The organism is Pseudoalteromonas sp. JC28, from assembly GCF_013319255.1.
In the GTDB taxonomy this organism is placed as follows: domain Bacteria; phylum Pseudomonadota; class Gammaproteobacteria; order Enterobacterales; family Alteromonadaceae; genus Pseudoalteromonas.
In genome coordinates this window covers 25,790-45,902 of sequence record NZ_QOKX01000013.1, presented here as the reverse complement: position 1 = coordinate 45,902, position 20,113 = coordinate 25,790, and the positions used below count along the sequence as shown (strand labels likewise).

General features: G+C 45.4%; 19 protein-coding genes. 7 read left to right on the top strand and 12 right to left on the bottom strand.

Annotated elements, in window-relative coordinates; genetic code table 11:
- Window positions 1-17: 17 nt before the first annotated feature.
- Window positions 18-3,374, bottom strand: a complete 3,357-nt coding sequence (locus DS891_RS22730; RefSeq protein WP_174171006.1) for an ATP-binding protein — start codon at window positions 3,372-3,374, stop codon at window positions 18-20.
- A 188-nt stretch (window positions 3,375-3,562) separates the two neighbouring features.
- Between DS891_RS22730 and DS891_RS22725 the strand changes: the two genes are divergently transcribed.
- On the top strand, window positions 3,563-5,848 hold the full coding sequence (locus tag DS891_RS22725) for a penicillin acylase family protein (RefSeq protein ID WP_174171005.1): 2,286 nt from the start codon (window positions 3,563-3,565) through the stop codon (window positions 5,846-5,848).
- Window positions 5,849-5,874: 26 nt separating this feature from the next.
- On the opposite strand, the gene DS891_RS22720 is transcribed toward DS891_RS22725, so the two are convergent.
- The gene (locus DS891_RS22720; protein WP_174171004.1) at window positions 5,875-6,945 is read right to left on the bottom strand and encodes a GGDEF domain-containing protein; all 1,071 of its coding nucleotides are present in this window, start codon (window positions 6,943-6,945) and stop codon (window positions 5,875-5,877) included.
- Between the two features lie 158 nt (window positions 6,946-7,103).
- Here DS891_RS22720 and DS891_RS22715 point away from each other — a divergent pair, with 158 nt between their 5' ends.
- Window positions 7,104-8,630, top strand: coding sequence for a carbon-nitrogen hydrolase family protein (locus DS891_RS22715; protein WP_010604215.1), 1,527 nt, complete (start codon window positions 7,104-7,106; stop codon window positions 8,628-8,630).
- A 1-nt stretch (window position 8,631) separates the two neighbouring features.
- On the top strand, window positions 8,632-8,946 hold the full coding sequence (locus DS891_RS22710; RefSeq protein ID WP_174171003.1) for a multidrug efflux SMR transporter: 315 nt from the start codon (window positions 8,632-8,634) through the stop codon (window positions 8,944-8,946).
- Here the strand turns inward: DS891_RS22710 and DS891_RS22705 are convergent.
- Window positions 8,933-9,802 (bottom strand): DMT family transporter, encoded by an 870-nt coding sequence (locus tag DS891_RS22705; RefSeq protein WP_174171002.1) that lies wholly within the window; start codon window positions 9,800-9,802, stop codon window positions 8,933-8,935. The genes DS891_RS22710 and DS891_RS22705 overlap by 14 nt on opposite strands.
- Window positions 9,803-10,106: 304 nt before the next feature.
- Between DS891_RS22705 and DS891_RS22700 the strand changes: the two genes are divergently transcribed.
- Entirely contained in the window at window positions 10,107-10,493 is a 387-nt protein-coding gene (locus DS891_RS22700) for an MAPEG family protein (RefSeq protein ID WP_010604218.1), read from the top strand.
- 23 nt (window positions 10,494-10,516) lie between these two features.
- On the opposite strand, the gene DS891_RS22695 is transcribed toward DS891_RS22700, so the two are convergent.
- The gene (locus tag DS891_RS22695) at window positions 10,517-11,209 is read right to left on the bottom strand and encodes a pseudouridine synthase (RefSeq protein ID WP_174171021.1); all 693 of its coding nucleotides are present in this window, start codon (window positions 11,207-11,209) and stop codon (window positions 10,517-10,519) included.
- An 81-nt stretch (window positions 11,210-11,290) separates the two neighbouring features.
- Here DS891_RS22695 and DS891_RS22690 point away from each other — a divergent pair, with 81 nt between their 5' ends.
- Window positions 11,291-11,596, top strand: coding sequence for a DUF6482 family protein (locus tag DS891_RS22690; RefSeq protein ID WP_174171001.1), 306 nt, complete (start codon window positions 11,291-11,293; stop codon window positions 11,594-11,596).
- A gap of 3 nt (window positions 11,597-11,599) precedes the next feature.
- On the opposite strand, the gene DS891_RS22685 is transcribed toward DS891_RS22690, so the two are convergent.
- The 8 genes from DS891_RS22685 to DS891_RS22650 all read right to left on the bottom strand — a co-directional run bounded on the left by DS891_RS22685 (window position 11,600) and on the right by DS891_RS22650 (window position 18,953).
- Entirely contained in the window at window positions 11,600-12,469 is an 870-nt protein-coding gene (locus tag DS891_RS22685; RefSeq protein ID WP_174171000.1) for an SDR family oxidoreductase, read from the bottom strand.
- 252 nt (window positions 12,470-12,721) lie between these two features.
- On the bottom strand, window positions 12,722-14,233 hold the full coding sequence (locus DS891_RS22680; protein ID WP_174170999.1) for a peptide MFS transporter: 1,512 nt from the start codon (window positions 14,231-14,233) through the stop codon (window positions 12,722-12,724).
- 84 nt (window positions 14,234-14,317) lie between these two features.
- Window positions 14,318-15,019: an HAD-IA family hydrolase gene (locus tag DS891_RS22675; RefSeq protein ID WP_174170998.1), complete on the bottom strand. Its 702-nt coding sequence runs from the start codon at window positions 15,017-15,019 to the stop codon at window positions 14,318-14,320.
- 2 nt (window positions 15,020-15,021) lie between these two features.
- Complete coding sequence (locus DS891_RS22670) at window positions 15,022-15,945, bottom strand: tyrosine recombinase XerC (protein WP_102055832.1); 924 nt, start codon at window positions 15,943-15,945, stop codon at window positions 15,022-15,024.
- Complete coding sequence (locus DS891_RS22665; RefSeq protein WP_039491010.1) at window positions 15,942-16,568, bottom strand: DUF484 family protein; 627 nt, start codon at window positions 16,566-16,568, stop codon at window positions 15,942-15,944. The genes DS891_RS22670 and DS891_RS22665 overlap by 4 nt, the downstream gene beginning before the upstream one ends.
- Window positions 16,565-17,395, bottom strand: a complete 831-nt coding sequence (gene dapF, locus DS891_RS22660; RefSeq protein WP_174170997.1) for a diaminopimelate epimerase — start codon at window positions 17,393-17,395, stop codon at window positions 16,565-16,567. Before dapF ends, DS891_RS22665 begins: the two co-directional genes overlap by 4 nt.
- A 126-nt stretch (window positions 17,396-17,521) precedes the next feature.
- Window positions 17,522-18,775 carry a diaminopimelate decarboxylase gene (gene lysA / locus DS891_RS22655; RefSeq protein WP_174170996.1) on the bottom strand — a complete coding sequence of 418 codons (1,254 nt, stop codon included), beginning with the start codon at window positions 18,773-18,775 and terminating at the stop codon, window positions 17,522-17,524.
- 1 nt (window position 18,776) lies between these two features.
- Window positions 18,777-18,953, bottom strand: a complete 177-nt coding sequence (locus DS891_RS22650; RefSeq protein ID WP_099031388.1) for a lipoprotein — start codon at window positions 18,951-18,953, stop codon at window positions 18,777-18,779.
- 155 nt (window positions 18,954-19,108) lie between these two features.
- Between DS891_RS22650 and cyaY the strand changes: the two genes are divergently transcribed.
- Together cyaY and DS891_RS22640 are read left to right on the top strand one after the other, a co-directional pair.
- Complete coding sequence (gene cyaY, locus DS891_RS22645) at window positions 19,109-19,429, top strand: iron donor protein CyaY (RefSeq protein ID WP_010378141.1); 321 nt, start codon at window positions 19,109-19,111, stop codon at window positions 19,427-19,429.
- Window positions 19,429-20,085 carry an alpha/beta hydrolase gene (locus DS891_RS22640; RefSeq protein ID WP_174171020.1) on the top strand — a complete coding sequence of 219 codons (657 nt, stop codon included), beginning with the start codon at window positions 19,429-19,431 and terminating at the stop codon, window positions 20,083-20,085. The genes cyaY and DS891_RS22640 overlap by 1 nt, the downstream gene beginning before the upstream one ends.
- The last annotated feature ends 28 nt before the right edge of the window (window positions 20,086-20,113 follow it).

Here is a 20,113-nt window from a genome sequence, read left to right as displayed (position 1 = left end):
GTAGCAAAGTGTGCGAGCTAACTTTGTTGGGCCGTAGACGAAGGTGCCTGCATTGTTTGCTGTGGTTTTACTTGCAGAAGTTTGGCTTTTAGCTCATCAAAGTCAATGGGTTTGGTGAGGTAGTCATCCATACCTGCATTGAGGCATTTTTCTCTATCACCTTGCATCGCGTTGGCGGTTAGTGCAACGATCACGCTATTCTGATGGTTTTTTCCGGCAACACCTTGGCGGATCTGCTGTGTTGCCTGATAACCATCCATCACCGGCATCTGACAATCCATTAGAATAACATCGTAAGGTTTGTTAATCGATTGCAAGTGTGCAAGTGCTAACTCTCCATTTTCTTGGCAGACTACTTTTGCACCTAAACGTTCTAACATGGTTATCGCAACGGTTTGGTTTATCCGATTATCTTCCACTAATAAGATTGAGCGTGCTAACAAGAGTTCAGCACTGACCGGTGAATCGGCTTTGACGGATTTCGGCTTGTCTGGATCTTGATAATCAGAGTTGAACACCTGAAGTGCTGCATATGGCGTAATGGGGTAGTACACCCGCTCACAAGAGGAAAATAGCGAGAGCGTTTCACTACTTTGTTCTTCAACGGCAACCACATGAGCGATCTGTTGTTGTGTTAGCTGCGTTTTGAGTGCTTGTTGCTTTTTCCGTGGTATGGCATTGAGTAACTTGGCATCCAAAATAACAGCAAGATGTGAGGATGGTTGTTGTAGCTGAGTCATGAGCATATCAAGTTGCTGCACGTGTAAGCACGTGATATGCCAAGGCTTCAGTAGTTTACTATAGTCTTCATTGATTTCGCTTAATATATATAACGTTGAATTATCAGACTTTTCATGCTCGGTAATGGGTTTGGCAGCAGTTAGTAGCACATTACAGGAGAACGTGCTGCCAACGTGTTCTTTACTAAATGCTTGTAGGTCGCCACCGAGCAATTGAGATAATTGCTTTGCAATGGTGAGACCAAGCCCTGTGCCGCCATATTGCCGAGTGGTTGATATATCTGCTTGGGTAAATGAATCAAAAACTTTATTGAGCTTTTCCTTTGATATACCGATACCAGTATCTTCTACACTGCACCAAAGCCGAGTTTGCTCGCCCGTTTGTTCTGTATGGCAGCTTAATGTCACTGAACCATCATGGGTGAACTTAATTGCATTGCTTAGCAAATTATTGAGAATTTGTTTGAGGCGATTCGGATCAGTTTGCGCGGTATGGACTTTCATACCTGATAAATCGATATGCAGCCGGTTATTGTTGGCATCAGCGGCGCGCACAAACCCAGACAGCATATTACTGAGCATCTCGATAAGATCGCACTCAACAAATTCTATCGTTAGCTTACCAGCCTCGATTTTGGAAAAGTCGAGAATATCATTAATTATAGTGAGCAAAGATTTCGCTGAACTATGTGCCAAGGAGAGCTGGTGGTGTTGAGTCGAAGTGAGTTGTGAGTGCATGACAAGCTCAACCATACCCATTACACCATTAAGTGGGGTGCGTATCTCATGACTCATGCTGGCTAAAAACTCAGCCTTCATTTTTGCGGATTGCTCTGCTAAATCTTTATCAATGATGGCTTGATTTTTTGCCTTTTGGTGGGCTTTATTGATAAAAAGGCCTCCTAACATGGCGGCGATAGACTTCATTAAACGGAGATCGCTTTGACCCCAAGCTGGACTTATTATGTCGTACTCTGCACAAAGAACGCCTAAGGTTTGGTTTTTATGACTGATAGGACAGCAAAGCATCGCCTTAATTTCAAAAGGCTCAAGGTACGTTGTGGTGAGGGCCATTGTTGTTGGGTGGTTTTCAGCTTGTTCCGCCGCAATTATTTGGCCACTCTCAATTTCATTGAATAACGCAGGCGCTATTGCTTTTCGCCAAGGAGGAAAGTGCTCTAAGTTATCCATCGCTGCATTTGAAAAACACACTGGGATCAGCTGGTTTTTATCCTCATTAAATTGCCAAATGCTAACTTTATTAACCTCCACTCCTTTGCTACAGGTATCTGCACAGAGTGTGAGTGCTTTGCTGAGATGGTTATTTAAGATGGCTTCGTGAGAGCTCAAATGGGCAAGGAGCTCATTATTTTTGGCGAATTTATCATGTTCCATCTCCATGATTTTGCGTTTATGAATATTTTGAATGGAACCAAAAATGTGGTTAGTGCGTTTGCCACTGCGAATAGCGCGTGCTTTCACCAGCACCCATAAGTCATCCATCTTTTGGGTTTGGATGATAAATTCTTCTTCGAACTCATGGCCGGTTTTTATAAGTTCATCAATACAGTCTTGCAAGCGCTTTCTGTGCAAACCTGCTTTGAAAAACTCTGTCGTATTCATCCAAGTAGGCTGAAATTGCCTTGGCACGCAGAAAATACTACGGGTGACGTCCGACCAAATAATATCACGGGTTTTGACGTTAATTTCCCATGCGCCAACTTCTGCGAGTATGCCCATATTGGTCAGTGATAAGGCATTGCGTTGAAGTTGCGATAGCAGTCGATTGATAAAGATAAATGCGGCAATAAAGATGACAATCAGCGCGATGATTGCTAAGCGAAAAGGCCATACTGCAGTTACTGCTGGTTGCCAGCCAATGCGGGGCACGGCGTAGAGTTCCCACTCACCGGAGGGCACATTAACACTAAATGCGATGGGGGCAAGCGAATGTATATTACTGTTGCCATAAAAATAATCACCTTCTCGGCCTTTGCCATCCACGCCTTGAATCGCAATCAGGTATTGACTTTCTAATGCGGTAAAGTTTGCTTGTTGATAAAGGTTATCCATATCGAGCACGACAGAGAGTAACCCCCAGAAGTGGGTTTTATCAGTGTAAACTGGAACTCTTGCGATTAAACCAGTCCCGCCCTGAAGTAATTCTAGTGGCCCTGCCATCACGATTTCGCGACTTTCTTTGGCGAGTAATGCGCCGTATTTTTGCGTCGGATGGGTTTGATAGTTTAGGCCTATGGCTTTTTCATTGCCTTTTAAAGGATAAATATAGCCGAGCCGCATATTTGGGGCTGCTCCGATATTGCGAAGGGTTCGGCTACTATCGAATAAGGGTTTTGCGAGCTGTTCGAAGCGAGCTTGAGATAGCTCGGATTGACCTGAAAGGGCAATGCCTAGCCCTCTGACAAGTTGTACATTTTTTGCCAGAATACCCTCTATTTTAGTGCGGTAGACATTCACTTCCTCGGTCGAGCGACTCTTTTCTATTGCGATTAAGCGGCGATAGTTTACTTGATCGACATACCATGCCATCGCAATGATAACGACCAGCAGAAGCCAGAAGCTATATTTCACAAAGCGAAATTTAAGTGGTGATGTCGATAGTTCAGAAATCATGGTGCTTTTGTGTTGAAGACGATGATTTAACTATAGTTCAGTCCTCACAAAGCGAAATCTAATTGAGCAAAATAAAACGTTTTAACTTGATTGTCTTATAACTGTGACACAGTCGAGAATATTGGTTTATTGGCCGATGACATGATATACCTTCCAGCTGTATATTTAGCACATTGTAAAGGATAGCTATGCTTACTTGGATTAAACGAATTGTTGTCGTACTGCTGTTGCTCGTATTACTAGGGACAGCGACCATCTATGGTCTGTTGGCATTGAGCTTGCCAGCACTCGATGGAAAAGGTAGTGCTACGACAATTGAAAATACCGTGACGGTAGCGCGAGATGCGATGGGACAAGCAGTGGTATCGGCGGACTCGCGAGCAGATGCGTCCTATGGTTTGGGTTTTGCGCACGGCCAAGACCGATTTTTTCAAATGGATTTATTACGTCGTAATGCTGCGGGTGAGTTGAGCGAGTTATTTGGTTCCGCTGCAATAGGTTTAGATGAAAGGATGCGATTTCATCAGTTTAGAAAGCGAGCTAAGTTAATTGTACGGTCCTTACCGAGTGCTTATCGATTAACTCTTGAGCGTTATACTCGTGGAGTGAATGATGGTCGAGCGCAATCTGGGTTCACCAGTTTTGAATATTTGCTATTGGGATCAAAACCTAAACCTTGGCAGCCAGAGGACAGCTTGCTAGTTATTTTCAGCATGTATCTAGATTTACAAACAGCCAACTATGAGCGTGATGAAGCCTTGATAGCCCTTAAGCAGCAATATGGTCAAGGTATGCTCGATTTCATTTTGCAGCCCAGCCACCATCAAGCCGCATTAGATGGTAGCGTAATAACGGCACCAACTGCCGCTATTCCAATCTTAGAGCCGCATCTGGCGCAAATTCAGCCTCAGCATATTGAAGATGTACCGTTATATGGCAGTAACAACTGGGCGGTAACCGGTGCGCTGACGAAAACAGGAGCGGCTATGTTATCGGACGATATGCATTTGGGTTTAAGCGTACCATCAATTTGGTATCGCGCGCAGCTAAACTATCAGGAACAGGGTAAAGAGGTACAAGTCACAGGCGTGTCGTTACCTGGCGCGCCTGCCATCGTTGTTGGTAGCAATAATCACATCGCATGGGGATTTACGAATGGCTATCTAGATGCTGCTGATTGGATAGAGCTTAATAGCGACACCAAAACACAGCAGATCGCTGAAGAGATTATGTTACCTAGCGGTGAGGTGCATACTTATCAGTTGGAAATGAGTGCGTTTGGCCCAGTAAAGCAGTTGGGTGGTAAAAAGCTTGCGCTGAGTTGGGTTGCTCACCAGCCCTATGCAGTCAATCTAGAGCTCATTCAGCTTGAGCTGTTCTCTGAAGTTGGAGAAGCGACTGCACATGCCAAAAATGTGGGCATTCCAATTCAGAATTTGGTCGTGGTGGATAGCCAAGGTAGTGCAGCGTGGACGCCGATTGGCGCTATTCCTGCTCGCAAATTTGCTCATGATACTGCGGTGAAGCAGGAAGAGTATGAATCCTCTTGGCAAAATAACGAGAGTATTCGCCCGGTGGTACAAGACCCTGAAAGCGGTAAGTTATGGACTGCAAACGCTCGAGTCGTGTCTGTCGCGGATAATCAACGCTTTGGTGATGGAGGTTATGCGCCAGGTGCACGCGCCGCACAAATTCGTGATGGCCTGATTAGTAAGCAAGTTTTCACCGAAGCAGATTTCTATCAGCTGCAACTGGATAACCAAGCGAAGTTTTTAACGCCTTGGCATGAGCGCTTAGTCACGCTATTGCAAACGCAAGACTCAAGCTCATTTGACAAAGATTTAAAGTTACTTAAAGACTGGCAGGGCTGCGCGTGTGCTGATTCAGTTGGCTACACTTTGGTGAAAGCTTATCGCAATGCCTTGATAGACACATTATATGCGCCGTTAGAGCAGTATTTACAAACGCAGAGCCTGTCGCTGAAGTCTGTTAAAGGTTATTTCGAACCCGGCCTTTGGCAGCTTTTAACTGAGCAACCAAATAGCTGGCTTGGCAGCTATAGCAATTGGAATGAACTTGAGCTGGCGGCATATCAACTAGCCAAACAAAAACTCAGTGAACGCTATGGCAGTAATATGGCCGCTTGGCGTTGGGGAAATGTGAATGCACTTAAGGTGCAGCACCCATTCTCCAAACAAATGCCTATGCTAAGTGGGTTGTTAGATATGCCAACCACACAAGCCTTTGGTGATACCTTTATGCCAGCAGTGCAAGGTAAAGCATTTGGTGCATCACAGCGCTTTATTGCACAACCTGGCCATTTAGAAAATGCGATTTTAACAGTTGCTGGTGGCCAAAGTGGACATCCGCTATCACCATTTTATCGTACGGGGTTTAATGACTATACTGAAGGAGGCAACACCCCCTTGTTACCAGGCAAAATAACTCACCAGATTGTCATTTCACCTAAGTAAGGCTTTGCACTGAACGTATCGGAGGGTTAACTGACGCCCTCCGATACACGCAAAATCGGTGCTGCGGTAACGCGGTTTCGACCTGAATGTTTGCTATCGTAAAGTGCGGCATCCGCATGTTGAATGACAACCTCAAAAGATTGACTAGGGTCCCAATTTGCAACGCCAAAACTCATGGTGACTTTAAGTATTTCGTTTTCAAAACTGGTGGCTTCGACGGCTCGTCGTAATTTTTCCATGCGCTGCATTGCCTCTCCACTAGAGCAAGGCGCCAGCACAATTAAAAATTCTTCACCACCCCAACGAACGGCAATGTCTGCAGGGTGAATATGTGCTTTGATTGTTTCGGCCACGCTTTTTAAGATTTGATCTCCTTTGTCATGGCCAAAGGTGTCATTGATTTTTTTAAAGTGGTCGATATCCGCCATCACCAAACATAAAGGAGAGTGAGTAGAGATACAGTTTTCTTTAGCATGGGTGATTAATTCGCGCGCATAGCGACGGTTGAACATTTGAGTGAGCGGATCGTGTGCAGCGAGTTCTTCTAATTTGTCTCTTTGTTGCACCGTCATTTTACGTATGTGGCTGATTGTGTAGATCATTGGAATACCACATATGAGCACATTGGCAAAATGGACATAGGGAATTAACTGTTGATAGCGATATTGATAGGCAACATCACCAAACAATAATTCTAAGACTGCGAATAGCGTGATCAACACAACGGAATAAATCACGGCATTGCGTAACCTGAGTTGGTAGTCTAACAACATGAGGCATGACACTGTCCAGAGATAGTACTGAAACCCGAGTGACATGCCGAGATAGGCACACACCAGCGTCGCATGGACGGCGACTTCAAGGCAGAAAACCCGCAGTGCAATAGAGGGCTTACTCGCATCAATGAGTTTAATGCCAACGTACCACATCAGCACACTACCCACGTTGACCCAAGCAAGTATGTTCACCTCTAAATGCCAAAATACACCAATGAGGCCAGCGTGTAGCCACATGCAATACGCGGCCACACGTCGTAATAATGCAAATTTTAATGCTTCTACTTGGTCTGGTTTGCTATAAGGGTGGTATTTAGTCAAACGTAAGCTCTTGTGGTATTCACAATAAAATAAAGTATAGAAGCTCTATTGTGATTTGCCGTCTATTTGACCTAAGCTCTGGTTATTCGCTCAGCATCCAGCAAGGTTGGCTGTAGTAGAGTGAGAGATAGGTAGATAATAAAAGCTTTGGAGTTGATATGTCTGTAGAAAAAGCGCGGATCACGCTATGTAACCTAGAAAAGCCTGACTACGATCAGGTTAAGTCATTAATGGATGAAGCCTACCCAGATCTCGGTGGAGCGTGGCCGAGTCATACGATATTTAGGTTGATTGACCAGTTTCCTGAGGGACAGATCGGTGTCAAAGACGGTGAGCGTCTCGTCGGTATCGCGCTGAGTGTTCAAGTTGACTATCAAACCTTTTCTAACCCGCATACCTATGAAGACATTGTTGACGCGCATAGCCGAATTTTTAGTGATAGTAATGCTGATGCGCTGTACGGGCTGGATGTAGTGATAGCCAAAAGCCATCGTGGTCTACGCCTTGGTCGGCGACTGTATGATGCCCGTAAAGAGCTTTGTCGTCAGTACAACTTGCGTGCGATTTTAGCAGGTGGTCGTATTCCGCTTTATAAGCAATTCCGTGGCAGTATGTCGCCAATGGAGTATATAAACAAAGTCGATCATAAAGAATTACACGACCCCATTCTAAGCTTCCAACTTGCCAACGACTTCCAAGTAAAGCGACTGCTTAAACAATATCTACCGGAAGATCAGGACTCCGAAGGCTATGCGACCCTACTTGAGTGGAATAACATTCTCTTCGAGCCCACCGATACCGTGATCGAAAGTAAGAAAACCATCGTCAGAGTGGGGGCTGTACAGTGGCAAATGCGCCGGGTGGAATCGGTAGAGGAGCTAATGAAACAAGTTGAGTATTTTGTGGACACGGTTTCGGATTACCAAAGTGACTTTATCCTGTTCCCTGAATTCTTTAACGCGCCACTAATGGGTCTCGGAAGCTATAGAAATCAGACCGAAGCTATTCGTGCGTTGGCGACGTATACCGAGCAGTTTAGAGCCGCTATGTCGCAAATGGCGATTGAGTACAATGCCAATATTATCACCGGCTCTATGCCGCTACTTGAGGGCGACAAACTCTATAACGTCAGTTACTTGTGTCACCGCTCTGGCAAAGTGGATGAACAACGTAAAATTCATATCACCCCTCACGAAGACTACGATTGGGTTATCAAAGGCGGTGATAAAATTGAAGTGTTCGATACGGATGCGGGCCGAGTAGGGATCCAAGTATGCTACGACGTGGAGTTTCCAGAGTTATCACGGATCATGGCTGAAAAAGGGCTGGATATTTTGTTTGTACCATTTTGGACTGACACGAAAAACAGTTATTTAAGGGTGAGGCACTGTGCGCAAGCTCGTGCGGTTGAAAACGAATGCTACGTTGTTATCGCAGGAAGCGTTGGCAACTTGCCACAGGTAGAAAGCCTAGATGTGCAGTACGCGCAGTCAGCGGTGTTGACGCCATCGGACTTTGCTTTTCCTCATGATGCTGCACTCAACGAAGCAACACCAAATACGGAAATGCTGTTATTTAGTGACTTAGACTTAGATAAACTCAAAATATTGCATAGTGAAGGAACGGTGCGTAATTTACGAGACCGAAGAAAAGACCTGTATTCTGTGGAGTTGAAACAAAAATAGTATGGCGTGGGTTTATTTAATTATGGCTGGCTTGTTTGAAATAGGTTGGCCCGTTGGTCTGAAAATGGCTCAACAAGCCGATACTCGTTGGTTAGGCATAGTGGTAGCCGTTGGTTTTATGGCCTTGAGCGGCTGGATGTTATGGCTGGCGCAAAAGCAAATTCCACTGGGTACCTCGTATGCGGTGTGGACGGGTATTGGCGCGGCAGGCACATTCTTAGTGGGTATCTTTTTCTACGGTGACCCAAGTAGTTTTATGCGCTACTTGGGCGTGTTACTTATCATCAGTGGGGTTGTGGTACTTAAGTTAGCATAACCAAAATAGCCGCAATGGCGATGAGTAAGAGTCCCATTGAGTCGCGCTTCTTTACCGGCGCTTTGAGCCATAAAAATGAGATAAGCAAAGTGAAAAACACTTCGATTTGGCCGAGTGTTTTCACGTAGGCTACATGCTCAAGGCTCATTGCGCTAAACCAACCTATAGAACCGATGCAACTGCTAACACTAATTGCCAGCGTCAGTTTACGACGTTGCCACAGCACGCGCCAAGAGTGTGGTTCGCGTATCGTCAAATACATACTCAACATCACAGTTTGGCAAACCAGCACTAACAGCAACACCCAGGCTGCACTGTGGGGGAAAGGTTGGCCCGATGCGATACTGGCTTCACGCACCCAAAGAGAAGTAAGCGCGAAGCTTGTTCCACAGGCAAGTCCTACTAGAGCAGTTTTACCATTGAAAGCACGCAGGCTAAACCCACTCAATAACAACACCGCGATGGCGCCGATAAAGACACCAAACCAACCGAGTAAAGTTAAGCTCGAGCCAAAAAAGAGTACGCCCAAAATCGCCGCCACGAGTGCCTCACTCTTCGCAAGTCCAGCACCTATGGCGTAATTATTTTGCTTAAACAGCACCACCATTAACCCCGTCGCGATGATCTGCATGACACTGGCCCCCAGCACAAAGGCTAAAAAGTCATCGCTAATGACGAGCGATTCTGCAGGAGCAATCTGGTAAAGGCTCCAAAGATATAACCCCGCAAGTGGGCTGGCTAAAATAAATCTTGCTAGAGTGACGCTGGCTGTGGAGGCGTTTTCACTCAATTTGCTTTGAAAAGCATTTCGCCAAGCCTGAGAAAAAGCCGCTAGCAAGGTGAACAAAATCCACATGAGAGGTGACTCTACAATGCTCGAATGTGTATCAGCATACCGGATAGGAGCGAGTCTGAATAAATGCATTTTCGTGATAGTGAAAATAATTCAATGTGTATCAAGGTGCTAGGGAAGCAACTCTTGTGGTTGGCGTACTGCGACAATTTGCCACATGTTCAATTTTCAGTATCACGATATGATTAAGATCGATGCTACAAGATTGGGCCATAGGTTAGGGTATTACGTATTCACTTATGGCTTTTCTTTTTAACGCTATTCTGCTCTACTGAGTTGAATAATCAAAAGGTTGAAGGAGTATCTTGTGGGTATACTAATCATCTGTGCAATTCTTGCTATCTTACTACCTTATTTTGCCAAAATTCCTGTGGCAGTGGCGATGAACAAAGAAGGGGGCTATGACAACAAGCTCCCGCGTGAACAGCAAAAGAAGCTGACAGGGCTGGGGGCAAGAGCATTAGCCGCACATCAAAACTGTTTTGAGTCATTAGCTGTTTTTGCTGTCGCCTTAGCCGTTGCGTTTGGCACCCAAACCTACACTTCTCTAGTCGAATGGCTAGCCATAGGCCATATTGTCGCTCGAGCATTATATTGTGTGCTGTATTGGGCGAATATTGACGTGCTGCGCTCCATCGTATGGGCGCTAGGACTCGGCTGTGCTATCGCCATTATTGTGGTGTGTGGTTTATAGTTGTCCTTTGCGTGACTCTACACTTAGGCTAATTTAATTAACTCTGCTGAAATCTCTTTCACTTCAGCGGAGTTAACCTCTAGTTGTGTCAATGCTAAGTTTGCGATACGCACTCGGTATAAGTCGATAACCCGATAACCACAGTGATGTGCCATTCTTCTGATCTGGCGATTGAGTCCTTGGCGTAACACTATTCTGAAGCGGTCATGTGCGATTTGTTCAACGGTACAGGGTAGGGTTATTTGGCCCTTCACTGGCACGCCGGCTGCCATTTTAAGGCAAAAACCTGGATCTAGAGGCTTGTCGACTTGCACCTCATATTCTTTCTCTTGATGATGGTCTGGGTGGATTAACTGCTGACACAGTGCCCCATCGTTGGTGAGTAGTAGTAACCCCCGGCTGTCTTTGTCTAACCGACCTATTGGATAAACACGACACGATTTAGGTAGTACATGATAGATACTAGCCGGGTCATCTGGATTCACTTTGCAGTCTATACCAACAGGTTTATGGTAAACAAAGAGCCTTCTCGCTTGCGGGGGCGCGACCAGTTCACCATCGACCATAATGGAATCGGTCAAATTGATGTGATCTATGTGATTGGCCAAGCGACCATTTACGGTCACTCTTGCGCTGTCAATTAAGCGAGACGCTTGTCGCCTAGAGCAAACACCGCAGTGGCTGAGATATTTAGCCAAACGCATCGGATAGGACATAGACATTCACATGATCAAAATGAGATAACAGCGCGTATTGTAGGGCAACAGACTGTTTGGATCCATGTATGGGGAATATCAATGGCCATTGCGTTTTCAAAGTTAAAACAACATCAGCCGCTGCAAAAGGTAATAGTGCATTCCATTGATTTAGCGCTTTATCAAGTCAGTGTGCTTATTAATAACGTGGAATATTATGTCACGGAAGAAAATGGTGAGTTTTTAAAAGCACATAACCCGCTGCAAATTCAAAAACGCCTGCTTGATATTAGCTACATGGAAATGGTGATTAGACATCAAAGTGCTTATGACGAAATGGTAGGGCACTCAGTATCAGGCAATGACAATACATTAGAAGTGCCCTTTGGTCGTAATAACCTCTTCTAAGCGTTATCTGTGGTTCGTGAGCACTTCACTCACCGCGGTTGCAAAATCGCGTTGGTGAGCGATCCCTATGTTAATCAATCTTGTGTCTTTTAGTGCACAATTTTTTGGTCTTGTTGCGTCGTCACTCGGTTGGCTCAGTGGCATGAGATCTTGCGTCGGTAGCTGCAAAGCCTTCGCCATGACCTGCGCCATTTCATATTTAGTGAATGCTTGATTGCCACTGATATGAATAATCCCACTAAGGTTAGGCTGTGCGATAACATCCTTGAGAGTTAGCGCAATATCATTGACATGGGTGGGGTAGCGAATGGCCCAATGATCGTGACTTGAAGCGGGGTTGGCTAACAGCTGTTTTGCAATAACGGTTACCGCAGATTCTTCCAGCGTTTTTACCTCGCCGTATAAAACTGGCACTCGCACTATGGTGTGTAGTGCGCTGTCTGCCAGTATTGCACGCTCCGCAGCTTGCTTAGTTTGACCGTAGAAGTTCACAGGATTAGTGATATCTGTTTCAACATAAGGTGCTGAGGTACCGTCAAACACATAGTCGGTACTAATAAAGAAAAATCGAATATCTCTTTCGCGGCAGGCTTGGGCTAAGAACTCGGTTGCCGCAACATTGAGCGCAAGCGTCGCCGCTTGGTCTCGCTCACATTGCTCTGGCCTGCGCTCTGCTGCTGCGTGAATAAGTACCTCTGGGCTGTGATTATCTAAGAAATCTAAAACCGAACTGTGGTCAGCCAAGTCAAGTTTGTGAAGTGGCGCGGCTGCTCGGCTAAAGCCACATCCTAAAATTTCGTGGGTACTACTTAGCTCTTGGCAAAGTGCGCGGCCAAGTAAGCCCGTTGCACCAGTGATCATAACTTTAGACATAGAAAACAGCATCCTTTTTTGAAAGAGCCAGTACAGTAGCAAAGTCGGAAGAAAAACGACATATTTGTGTTGTGTGACTCTATTTTGGACAAGGAATCGAGTTACAGAAATGAATAATAAAAGTTTATTGAACCGTATGTGTTTTTGTTGATATAGACATCAAGCAGCAATGGGCGTGCCGAATTGTAGTTATCTGATTTTAGCTTAGTTTGAGAAGATGTAGAAGTCATCACTCCTACATCTCCAATTCGTTTAAGCCGTTTGTTCTGTCAGTGGCTTTTCAGATTGTTTTTCCCAATGCTTGGTTTTAAGACCAAGCACACCGACAAATACACCAATACCGATCGTAAATAATGCAATTTGCAGATAAAGGTTGGGCAAGTCTTCGATATTATTAGGATCAAAGCTACCAGCGAGCAGACCCGAGAAGATATTACCAATGGAGTAAGTGAGTACGAAAACCCCCATCATTTGCCCTGCAAAACGTTTGGGAGATAACTTACTTACTGCGCTTAATGCCACAGGACTTAAGCAAAGCTCACCCACGGTGTGCAAAAAGTAAGTGGTGATCAACCACATTGGCGCTACTTGTAGGCCTTGAGCTGCATATTGGGAAGCGAAAAACATCACAATAAATCCGCTCGCCATGATGATCAGACCAATCGCACATTTCACGCTATAGGTTGGCGTGATCATGCGCTTAGCCAAGTTAATCCATAGCGCAGCAAAGAAAGGAGATAACACGATAATGAAGAAAGCGTTGGCTGATTGGAACCAAGCGGTTGGAATACTAAAACTGCCGACTAATCTGTCAGTGTAATCGCGGGCAAATAGATTAAGCGATGAGCCTGCTTGCTCAAAGCCAGACCAAAAGCAGGTAGAGGCAACGCAAACCAAAAAGAGAGCCCACATTCGGCGCTTTTCATTTTCATCTAGGTTTCCAGCAAAGTAGATATAACCATAGTACAAGAAAAACGTAATGGTGAAAGCGAAGGCTACATACTTTGCCAGTACCACAGGGTTTATCACTAATACGCCAGTAAATGCAGCAATGGTAACTGCTGCGACAGCCGCAATTGCAAGGCCTATAGCACTCCATGCTTTTACGCTCTCTTTTCCTTTCATGGGGTTAGTTGGCTCGTTACCGACAGTGGCAATATGTTTGCCTGTTAAACGATACGTGATAAGGCCGACTGCCATACCGACAGCCGCTGCGCCAAAGGCCCAGTGCCAGCCGACATTTTCCATAAAGTAGCCGCACACCATATAACCAATCACAGAGCCTAAATTGATCCCCATATAATAAATGGCGTAACCACTGTCACGACGATTATCCTCATCATTATAGAGCTGCCCAACCATGGCACTGATGTTTGGCTTTAATAAGCCCGTACCACTGGCAACAAAGATAAGGCCCACAAAAAAAGAAAACTCGCTAGGAATGGCGAGAATAATGTGGCCACACATGATGATGATCCCGCCGTACCAAACCGCGCGTTGACCACCAAGGAGGCGGTCGGCTATCCATCCGCCAGGTAACCCTAAGAAATAAACCGAACCAGTGTAGAGGCCATATATTGCGGCTGCAGATGCGACAGTAAAACCAAGGCCTTCTTGTTGTAAGGTTGCCGTCATGAAAAGCACTAACATGGCACGCATGCCATAATAACTCATTCGCTCCCACATCTCGGTGAGAAACAGTGTAAACAGACCTTTTGGATGACCAAAAAAGCCTGTGTCACTTGTTGTGTCCTGTGATGACATATTTCACTTCCATTATTATCGTTTTTTGGAAGTCAATATTAGTACGTTATTCAAGCACCGAATGCAACCGCATGAAAGGAAACATTACATCATCTTTTTTAACATTTGTATGTCATCGATTTCCACATTGGCTAATCCTTTGTACTGGTATGGTGTAAAGTGGTTGCGAAGCCAAGCACTAGGGCAGCCAGCACGGTGCGCTCCTTGTACATCGGTATCCAAGCTATCGCCGACATGTAAAAGTTGATGTGGTTTAAGGTTAAAATGCTGACAGGCAAGCTGGTAAAGCTCAGGGTGAGGCTTGGCGCGGCCATCAATTCCGGCGCGAAGCACTAAGTCAAAACTATCGCGAAGATTAAATTTATCTATCTCGACATTGCCATTAGTGATAGCAATAATGTGATATTGACTGCGTAACTGAGCAAGCAGGCTGATGACGGCGTCGCTGACCGTGATATTACTGCGGGCATCGGCAAAGGCTTGGTAGGCACGTAGTGCGTGCTGTTTACTTGTTGCGGTATCAAAGCCCAGTGCCGTGAAGCCCCATTCAAGTGCCACTTGACGCCACTTTGTCACATCTTCTGCAAGCGCACTGTTTTGTTTGAGCGTTTCGTTTCGACACTGAGACCAGAATGATCGCCCTTTCGCTTGCCACTCGGGAATAGTATCCAGGTGCGCTGTCATGGCGTTAACGGCCGCAATGATAATAGGCCTGTTGTCGTATAGTGTATCGTCTAAATCAAAACTGATGGCGGCAATGTCTGAAATGGGCTTATTGAATCTCATTGTTACTCGTCTTTTTGCTTTTTCGCTCTTGGGTGAGCGCTATCATACACTTTTGCTAAATGTTGAAAATCTAAATGGGTGTAGACCTGAGTGGCTGATAAGCTGGCATGTCCAAGCATCTCTTGTACCGCGCGCAAGTCACCGCTGGATTCTAGCATGTGGCTGGCGAACGAGTGCCTCAGTTTATGGGGGTGAATAGGTGTACTAACCCCTTGTTTCAGACCCCATTCTTTCATTCTTGCGCGGACATGGCGAGGACTGATCCGGCGCTTTAATTTGCTCACAAAAAGCGCGGGTTCTTCCAATGTTGCAAATTGCGGCCTTATTTTGAGCCAATCAGCTAGTGCGTTTAGCGCTTTACCACCGACAGGCACAACACGCTCCTTGCCGCCTTTACCAAGCACGCGTATTTCACCGTCTTTGACATCCAATAGGTTTGCGCCAATCAACTCGCTTAATCGCAAACCACTAGAGTACATTAATTCCATCATGGCCTTATCACGAATGGCAAGCGCATCATCTGCCTGAATTTCCAGAAGTTGTCCCATTTGGTCAACATCAAGGTTCTTTGGGAGTGGCTTTTGAAACTTAGGCCCTCGGATCCCTTGCGCGGGATTGACGACTGCCTGTTGCGATTGTGACTTGAGCTTGAGAAATTTATATAAGCTCCGAATACAACTGAGCTTAAGGTTGATGGTTCTTGGGCTGTAATTTTGACCGCGAAGCTTCATGCTGTAGCGGCGAATTTGCTCGCCACTGACTTCTAGCCAAGAAGAGGCGTGGTCACAAAAATACTGCGCTGCTTGAATAAGCTGAGTGTTGTATTGGGTTAGTGTATGTTCTGAGTAGTGCTTTTCGTGGCGCAAGTGTGCCATAAAGGCGGTTACTGGTTGCGTCCAATCTTCCGATAGTGGTGTTAGGCTCATGCCAGCGCTTCGAGCTTAAGCGATAATGTTTGAATAAAAGCCGTGATCAACATATTGTCGTGTTGTGGCGAAAAGTGTTCTGGTGAGCGGCTGGCAAAAGCCAGAATAAAGCGACCTTTGTCTGACGCATCAACGCGGTAAAGTGCTACCGATCCTACTTCAATATCGGCAAACAAGAGTTCAGCTTGTGACTGACTGAGTCGTCCTAAGTAGCAGTTGTTACTGCTCAGTTTAGCTGACACGAGTTCCAAAAGCGTATCATCGATGTTGATGAGTTTACATGCTTGGATGTCCGGGTGGTCCTCAAAGCGCTGCGCTAACGTATGATTGATTGCACTCAACTCAGTACAACGCATGATAGCCAATTGGCATTCACTCAATTGCTTGAAAACCAGCTCGTTGGCTTTTGCATAATGGACCATGTCTTTGATCTGCTGCTGTAGTGAGTTGACTTCATCGCGGAGCATCCGCTGTTGGTGCAAAGCAAGGTTTGGAAGCCCTTGCTGCTGGTGGTGTAGCTGCAAATCCAATAGCACATAAGGGTGCCTGAGCAAAAAATCAGGATGCTTGCGCAGGTACTCAATGACTAATTGTTCAGTCGAATTTGCTTCTTTTATGGTCATATTGCGATTTGCCCATCAAAAACATGCTCCGCCGGTCCGGTCATTTTCACTACTTGACCTTGACCGCCCCAACGCACTTGAAGACTGCCACCTGGTAGGTCGACCCTAACGGTTTCTTCTAACTTGCCTTGCATTATGCCTGCAACTACGGCAGCACATGCTCCTGTGCCACAGGCAAGCGTTTCGCCAGCGCCGCGCTCCCAAACACGTAGCTTAACGTATTCACGAGAAATCACTTCCATAAAGCCAATATTGGCCTTTTGTGGGAAACGTTCATGGTGTTCAAGGAGTGGTCCAAGTGTAGCTACCTCTGCGGTTTCTACACTATCGACAATAATCACGCCATGAGGATTGCCCATAGAAACCGCGCTACAAAACACCGTATGTTCGTCGGCTCTTAAAATATAGGTGTTTTCTTGTTTGTTTGCACGAAACGGAATGGCTTGTGGGTTAAAGTTTGGTTTGCCCATATTCACGGTAACTTGGCCGTCTTTTTCGGTATAAAGGGTGATATTGCCGCCCTTTGTAGAGACACAAACCTTGTGTTTGTTCGTTAAGCCCTTCATGCGGACAAAACGAGCAAAACAGCGAGCACCGTTACCACACTGCTCAACTTCGTTACCATCGGCATTGAAAATACGATAATGAAAATCTAAGTCCGGGGAATAAGGCGCTTCAACCATCAACAGCTGATCAAAGCCAATTCCAAAGTGGCGATCTGCTAACTTCTTAATTTGGTCTCGAGACAAAAACACATTTTGGGTGACATTATCTATCACCACAAAGTCGTTGCCTAAACCATGCATTTTTGAAAAGTTTATAAACATAGAGTGGTTATCTTTTGGTATAAAACCATGGCCTCACTTTACTAATACTTTGCCATGGATACCTCGACTAGGGAAGCTGCTTGGCATTAAGCCTTGTTTTGCACCCCTAGGATGTATCCAAGTCGATTATTGTGGCAGTAGTTGCTCAAATTGCCACAGAGATTCTAACGGCTCTCTTTGGCGGATTAGATGGTGTTGGTTGTTATCAACCATGACCTCTGCACAGCGGGGGCGTGAGTTATAGTTTGAACTCATGGTAAAGCCATACGCGCCTGCACTGCGCTGTACTAATAAGTCGCCAGCCTTAATTTTAAGTACTCGGTCTTTACCTAGAAAGTCACCCGTTTCACACACTGGACCAACCACGTCGTAATTTATCGCGTCAACGTCGTCTCGCGGTGTGGCTGGTACGATATTTTGCCAAGCCTGATAAAGCGATGGTCGTAACATGTCGTTCATACCAGCATCAACAATGGCAAAATGCTTATGCTCGGTTGGCTTAATAAATTCGACTTTAGTCACCAACACACCGGCATTGGCAGCAATCGCTCGACCAGGCTCAAAAATGAGTTCTAGATCATTGAACTGCGCCAATCGCGCTTTAATCTCTGCAGCGTAAGCACTCGGATGCGGCGGTTTTTCACCGTCATAGGGCACGCCAAGACCGCCACCGATATCGAGGTGATGCAAGTAAATTCCCGCTTTTTCAAGTTGAGAGATTAGAGTCAGCACTTTATCTAACGCCGCTAAAAATGGATTAACCTCAACCAACTGAGAGCCGATGTGGAAGTCGATCCCAACCACTTTTAAACCCGGTAGGGCATACGCGAGCTGGTAAACATCAAATGCGGCTTTGATATCAATACCAAATTTGTTCTCTTTTAACCCGGTTGAAATATAGGGGTGAGTTTTTGCATCGATATCTGGGTTTACACGCAATGAAATTGGCGCAATTTTATCCAGTCTGGTTGCCACTTCACTGATGCGGTGAAGCTCTGCAATTGACTCAACATTAAAGCATTTAATCCCAGTCTCAAGCGCAAACGCAATTTCATCTTCCGTTTTCGCAACACCAGAAAAAACGACTTTTTGAGGATCTCCCCCTGCTTTTAGCACTCGCGCAAGTTCACCCTTCGACACGATATCAAAACCAGAACCAAGCTGAGCCAAGACATTCAACACGGCGATATTTGAATTCGCCTTTACTGCGTAGCACACTAAGTGGGGATGACCGGCTGCGGCATCCGTAAAAGCGTGATAATGCCGCGTTAAAGTCTTCTTCGAGTAGACATAGCAAGGAGTACCATATTGCTCGGCGATTGTGGTTATGGCGACATCTTCAGCGAATAACTCGCCATCTTGATAATTGAAATAATCCATTTTAACGCTCCTGTTGTTCTGCTTCAGGCTGGTTTGCTTGTGCTGCTTTCGGTTGGTTTGGTTTTTTAGCCTGTTGTTCAGGCAAATAAAGCGGACCGCTTTGACCGCAACCCGATAATCCGATTAAAGTAGTAAAAACAAGTGCCGTTACGCTAAATTTATAAGGTGTCGCTTTCATTAGATAATTCGTGTCAGTGCCTTTATAATCGCAGAGTAACAGAATTGATAAAAAAAGCAGCTTTTCGCTATTGAAATTTCGTCTTCATCAAATTGCTCAAATAGCGAGTTAAGCTTAGGCACCATGCCGCAGTGCGTCAGTAAGAGGAAATCACGATGACAGAAAGTGAATATCATGAGTTAGCCGATGCGCTAATGTTGACTATTGAAGAGCAGATCGATGATTGTGACGCTGATTTAGATTACGAATCAGCATCGGGAATTCTAGAAATTATTTTCCCTGACAAGAGCAAAATTGTTATCAACAAACAAGCACCATTGCACCAAGTCTGGGTGGCGACTAAGTTTAATGGTCATCACTTTGAGTTGCGTGGCGATCAGTGGATTGATAATCGCTCCGGTGCTGAGTTTTGGCAATTTATGAGCGACGCGGCGACTAAACAGGCAAATATCGCAATAGAGTGGCAGCACGATTAATGTTGGAGTTTGTAGATTATCCTGCCAAAGGACAACATAAAGCGAGTATTATTTGGCTCCATGGTTTAGGCGATTCAGGAAACGGCTTTTTACCCATTGCCTCTGAGTTAAACCTGCCTGAGGAATTGGGTGCACACTTTATTTTTCCACATGCACCAGAGCAGCCGGTTACCATAAATGGTGGTATGGTGATGCGTGCATGGTATGACATTAAATCATTTGATCTGGATAAAAGAGCGGATGAGCAAGGTGTGCGAGACTCATCAGCTCAGGTTGAAGCGTTAATTCAGGCACAGTTAGATAAAGGTATTCCAGCTAACCGCATTATCTTAGCTGGATTTTCTCAAGGGGGCGTGATCGCGCTCCATCTTGCACCGCGTTTAACTGTTAAATTGGCTGGTGTCATGGCACTATCAACTTATATGTGTGTGCCTGAAAAACTCAGCGCAGAAGCACAGCAAAGCGAGCTCACTATTTTTATGGCGCATGGCAGTGCTGATCCTGTCGTGCCTATGTTTGCAGGTGAGCACGCATTTAACACGTTACAACAGCAAGGCTATGAAGTGAGCTGGCAAGACTACCCAATGGAGCATCAGGTCTGTCTTGACGAGTTAAAAGCCATTCGCGCTTGGTTAATTACGAGACTGAGCGATTAATATTAAGTGGTATAAGGTACTGGTGACA

What these genes read in the sequence shown, in the direction of transcription:
- DS891_RS22730 (WP_174171006.1), bottom strand. Translation starts at nt 3,374, where the DNA reads ATGATTTCTGAACTATCGACATCACCACTTAAATTTCGCTTTGTGAAA.
- DS891_RS22725 (WP_174171005.1), top strand. Translation starts at nt 3,563, where the DNA reads ATGCTTACTTGGATTAAACGAATTGTTGTCGTACTGCTGTTGCTCGTA.
- DS891_RS22715 (WP_010604215.1), top strand. Translation starts at nt 7,104, where the DNA reads ATGTCTGTAGAAAAAGCGCGGATCACGCTATGTAACCTAGAAAAGCCT.
- DS891_RS22710 (WP_174171003.1), top strand. Translation starts at nt 8,632, where the DNA reads ATGGCGTGGGTTTATTTAATTATGGCTGGCTTGTTTGAAATAGGTTGG.
- DS891_RS22705 (WP_174171002.1), bottom strand. Translation starts at nt 9,802, where the DNA reads ATGTGGATTTTGTTCACCTTGCTAGCGGCTTTTTCTCAGGCTTGGCGA.
- DS891_RS22695 (WP_174171021.1), bottom strand. Translation starts at nt 11,209, where the DNA reads ATGTCCTATCCGATGCGTTTGGCTAAATATCTCAGCCACTGCGGTGTT.
- DS891_RS22690 (WP_174171001.1), top strand. Translation starts at nt 11,291, where the DNA reads ATGGCCATTGCGTTTTCAAAGTTAAAACAACATCAGCCGCTGCAAAAG.
- DS891_RS22685 (WP_174171000.1), bottom strand. Translation starts at nt 12,469, where the DNA reads ATGTCTAAAGTTATGATCACTGGTGCAACGGGCTTACTTGGCCGCGCA.
- DS891_RS22680 (WP_174170999.1), bottom strand. Translation starts at nt 14,233, where the DNA reads ATGTCATCACAGGACACAACAAGTGACACAGGCTTTTTTGGTCATCCA.
- DS891_RS22675 (WP_174170998.1), bottom strand. Translation starts at nt 15,019, where the DNA reads ATGAGATTCAATAAGCCCATTTCAGACATTGCCGCCATCAGTTTTGAT.
- DS891_RS22670 (WP_102055832.1), bottom strand. Translation starts at nt 15,945, where the DNA reads ATGAGCCTAACACCACTATCGGAAGATTGGACGCAACCAGTAACCGCC.
- DS891_RS22665 (WP_039491010.1), bottom strand. Translation starts at nt 16,568, where the DNA reads ATGACCATAAAAGAAGCAAATTCGACTGAACAATTAGTCATTGAGTAC.
- dapF (WP_174170997.1), bottom strand. Translation starts at nt 17,395, where the DNA reads ATGTTTATAAACTTTTCAAAAATGCATGGTTTAGGCAACGACTTTGTG.
- lysA (WP_174170996.1), bottom strand. Translation starts at nt 18,775, where the DNA reads ATGGATTATTTCAATTATCAAGATGGCGAGTTATTCGCTGAAGATGTC.
- DS891_RS22650 (WP_099031388.1), bottom strand. Translation starts at nt 18,953, where the DNA reads ATGAAAGCGACACCTTATAAATTTAGCGTAACGGCACTTGTTTTTACT.
- cyaY (WP_010378141.1), top strand. Translation starts at nt 19,109, where the DNA reads ATGACAGAAAGTGAATATCATGAGTTAGCCGATGCGCTAATGTTGACT.
- DS891_RS22640 (WP_174171020.1), top strand. Translation starts at nt 19,429, where the DNA reads ATGTTGGAGTTTGTAGATTATCCTGCCAAAGGACAACATAAAGCGAGT.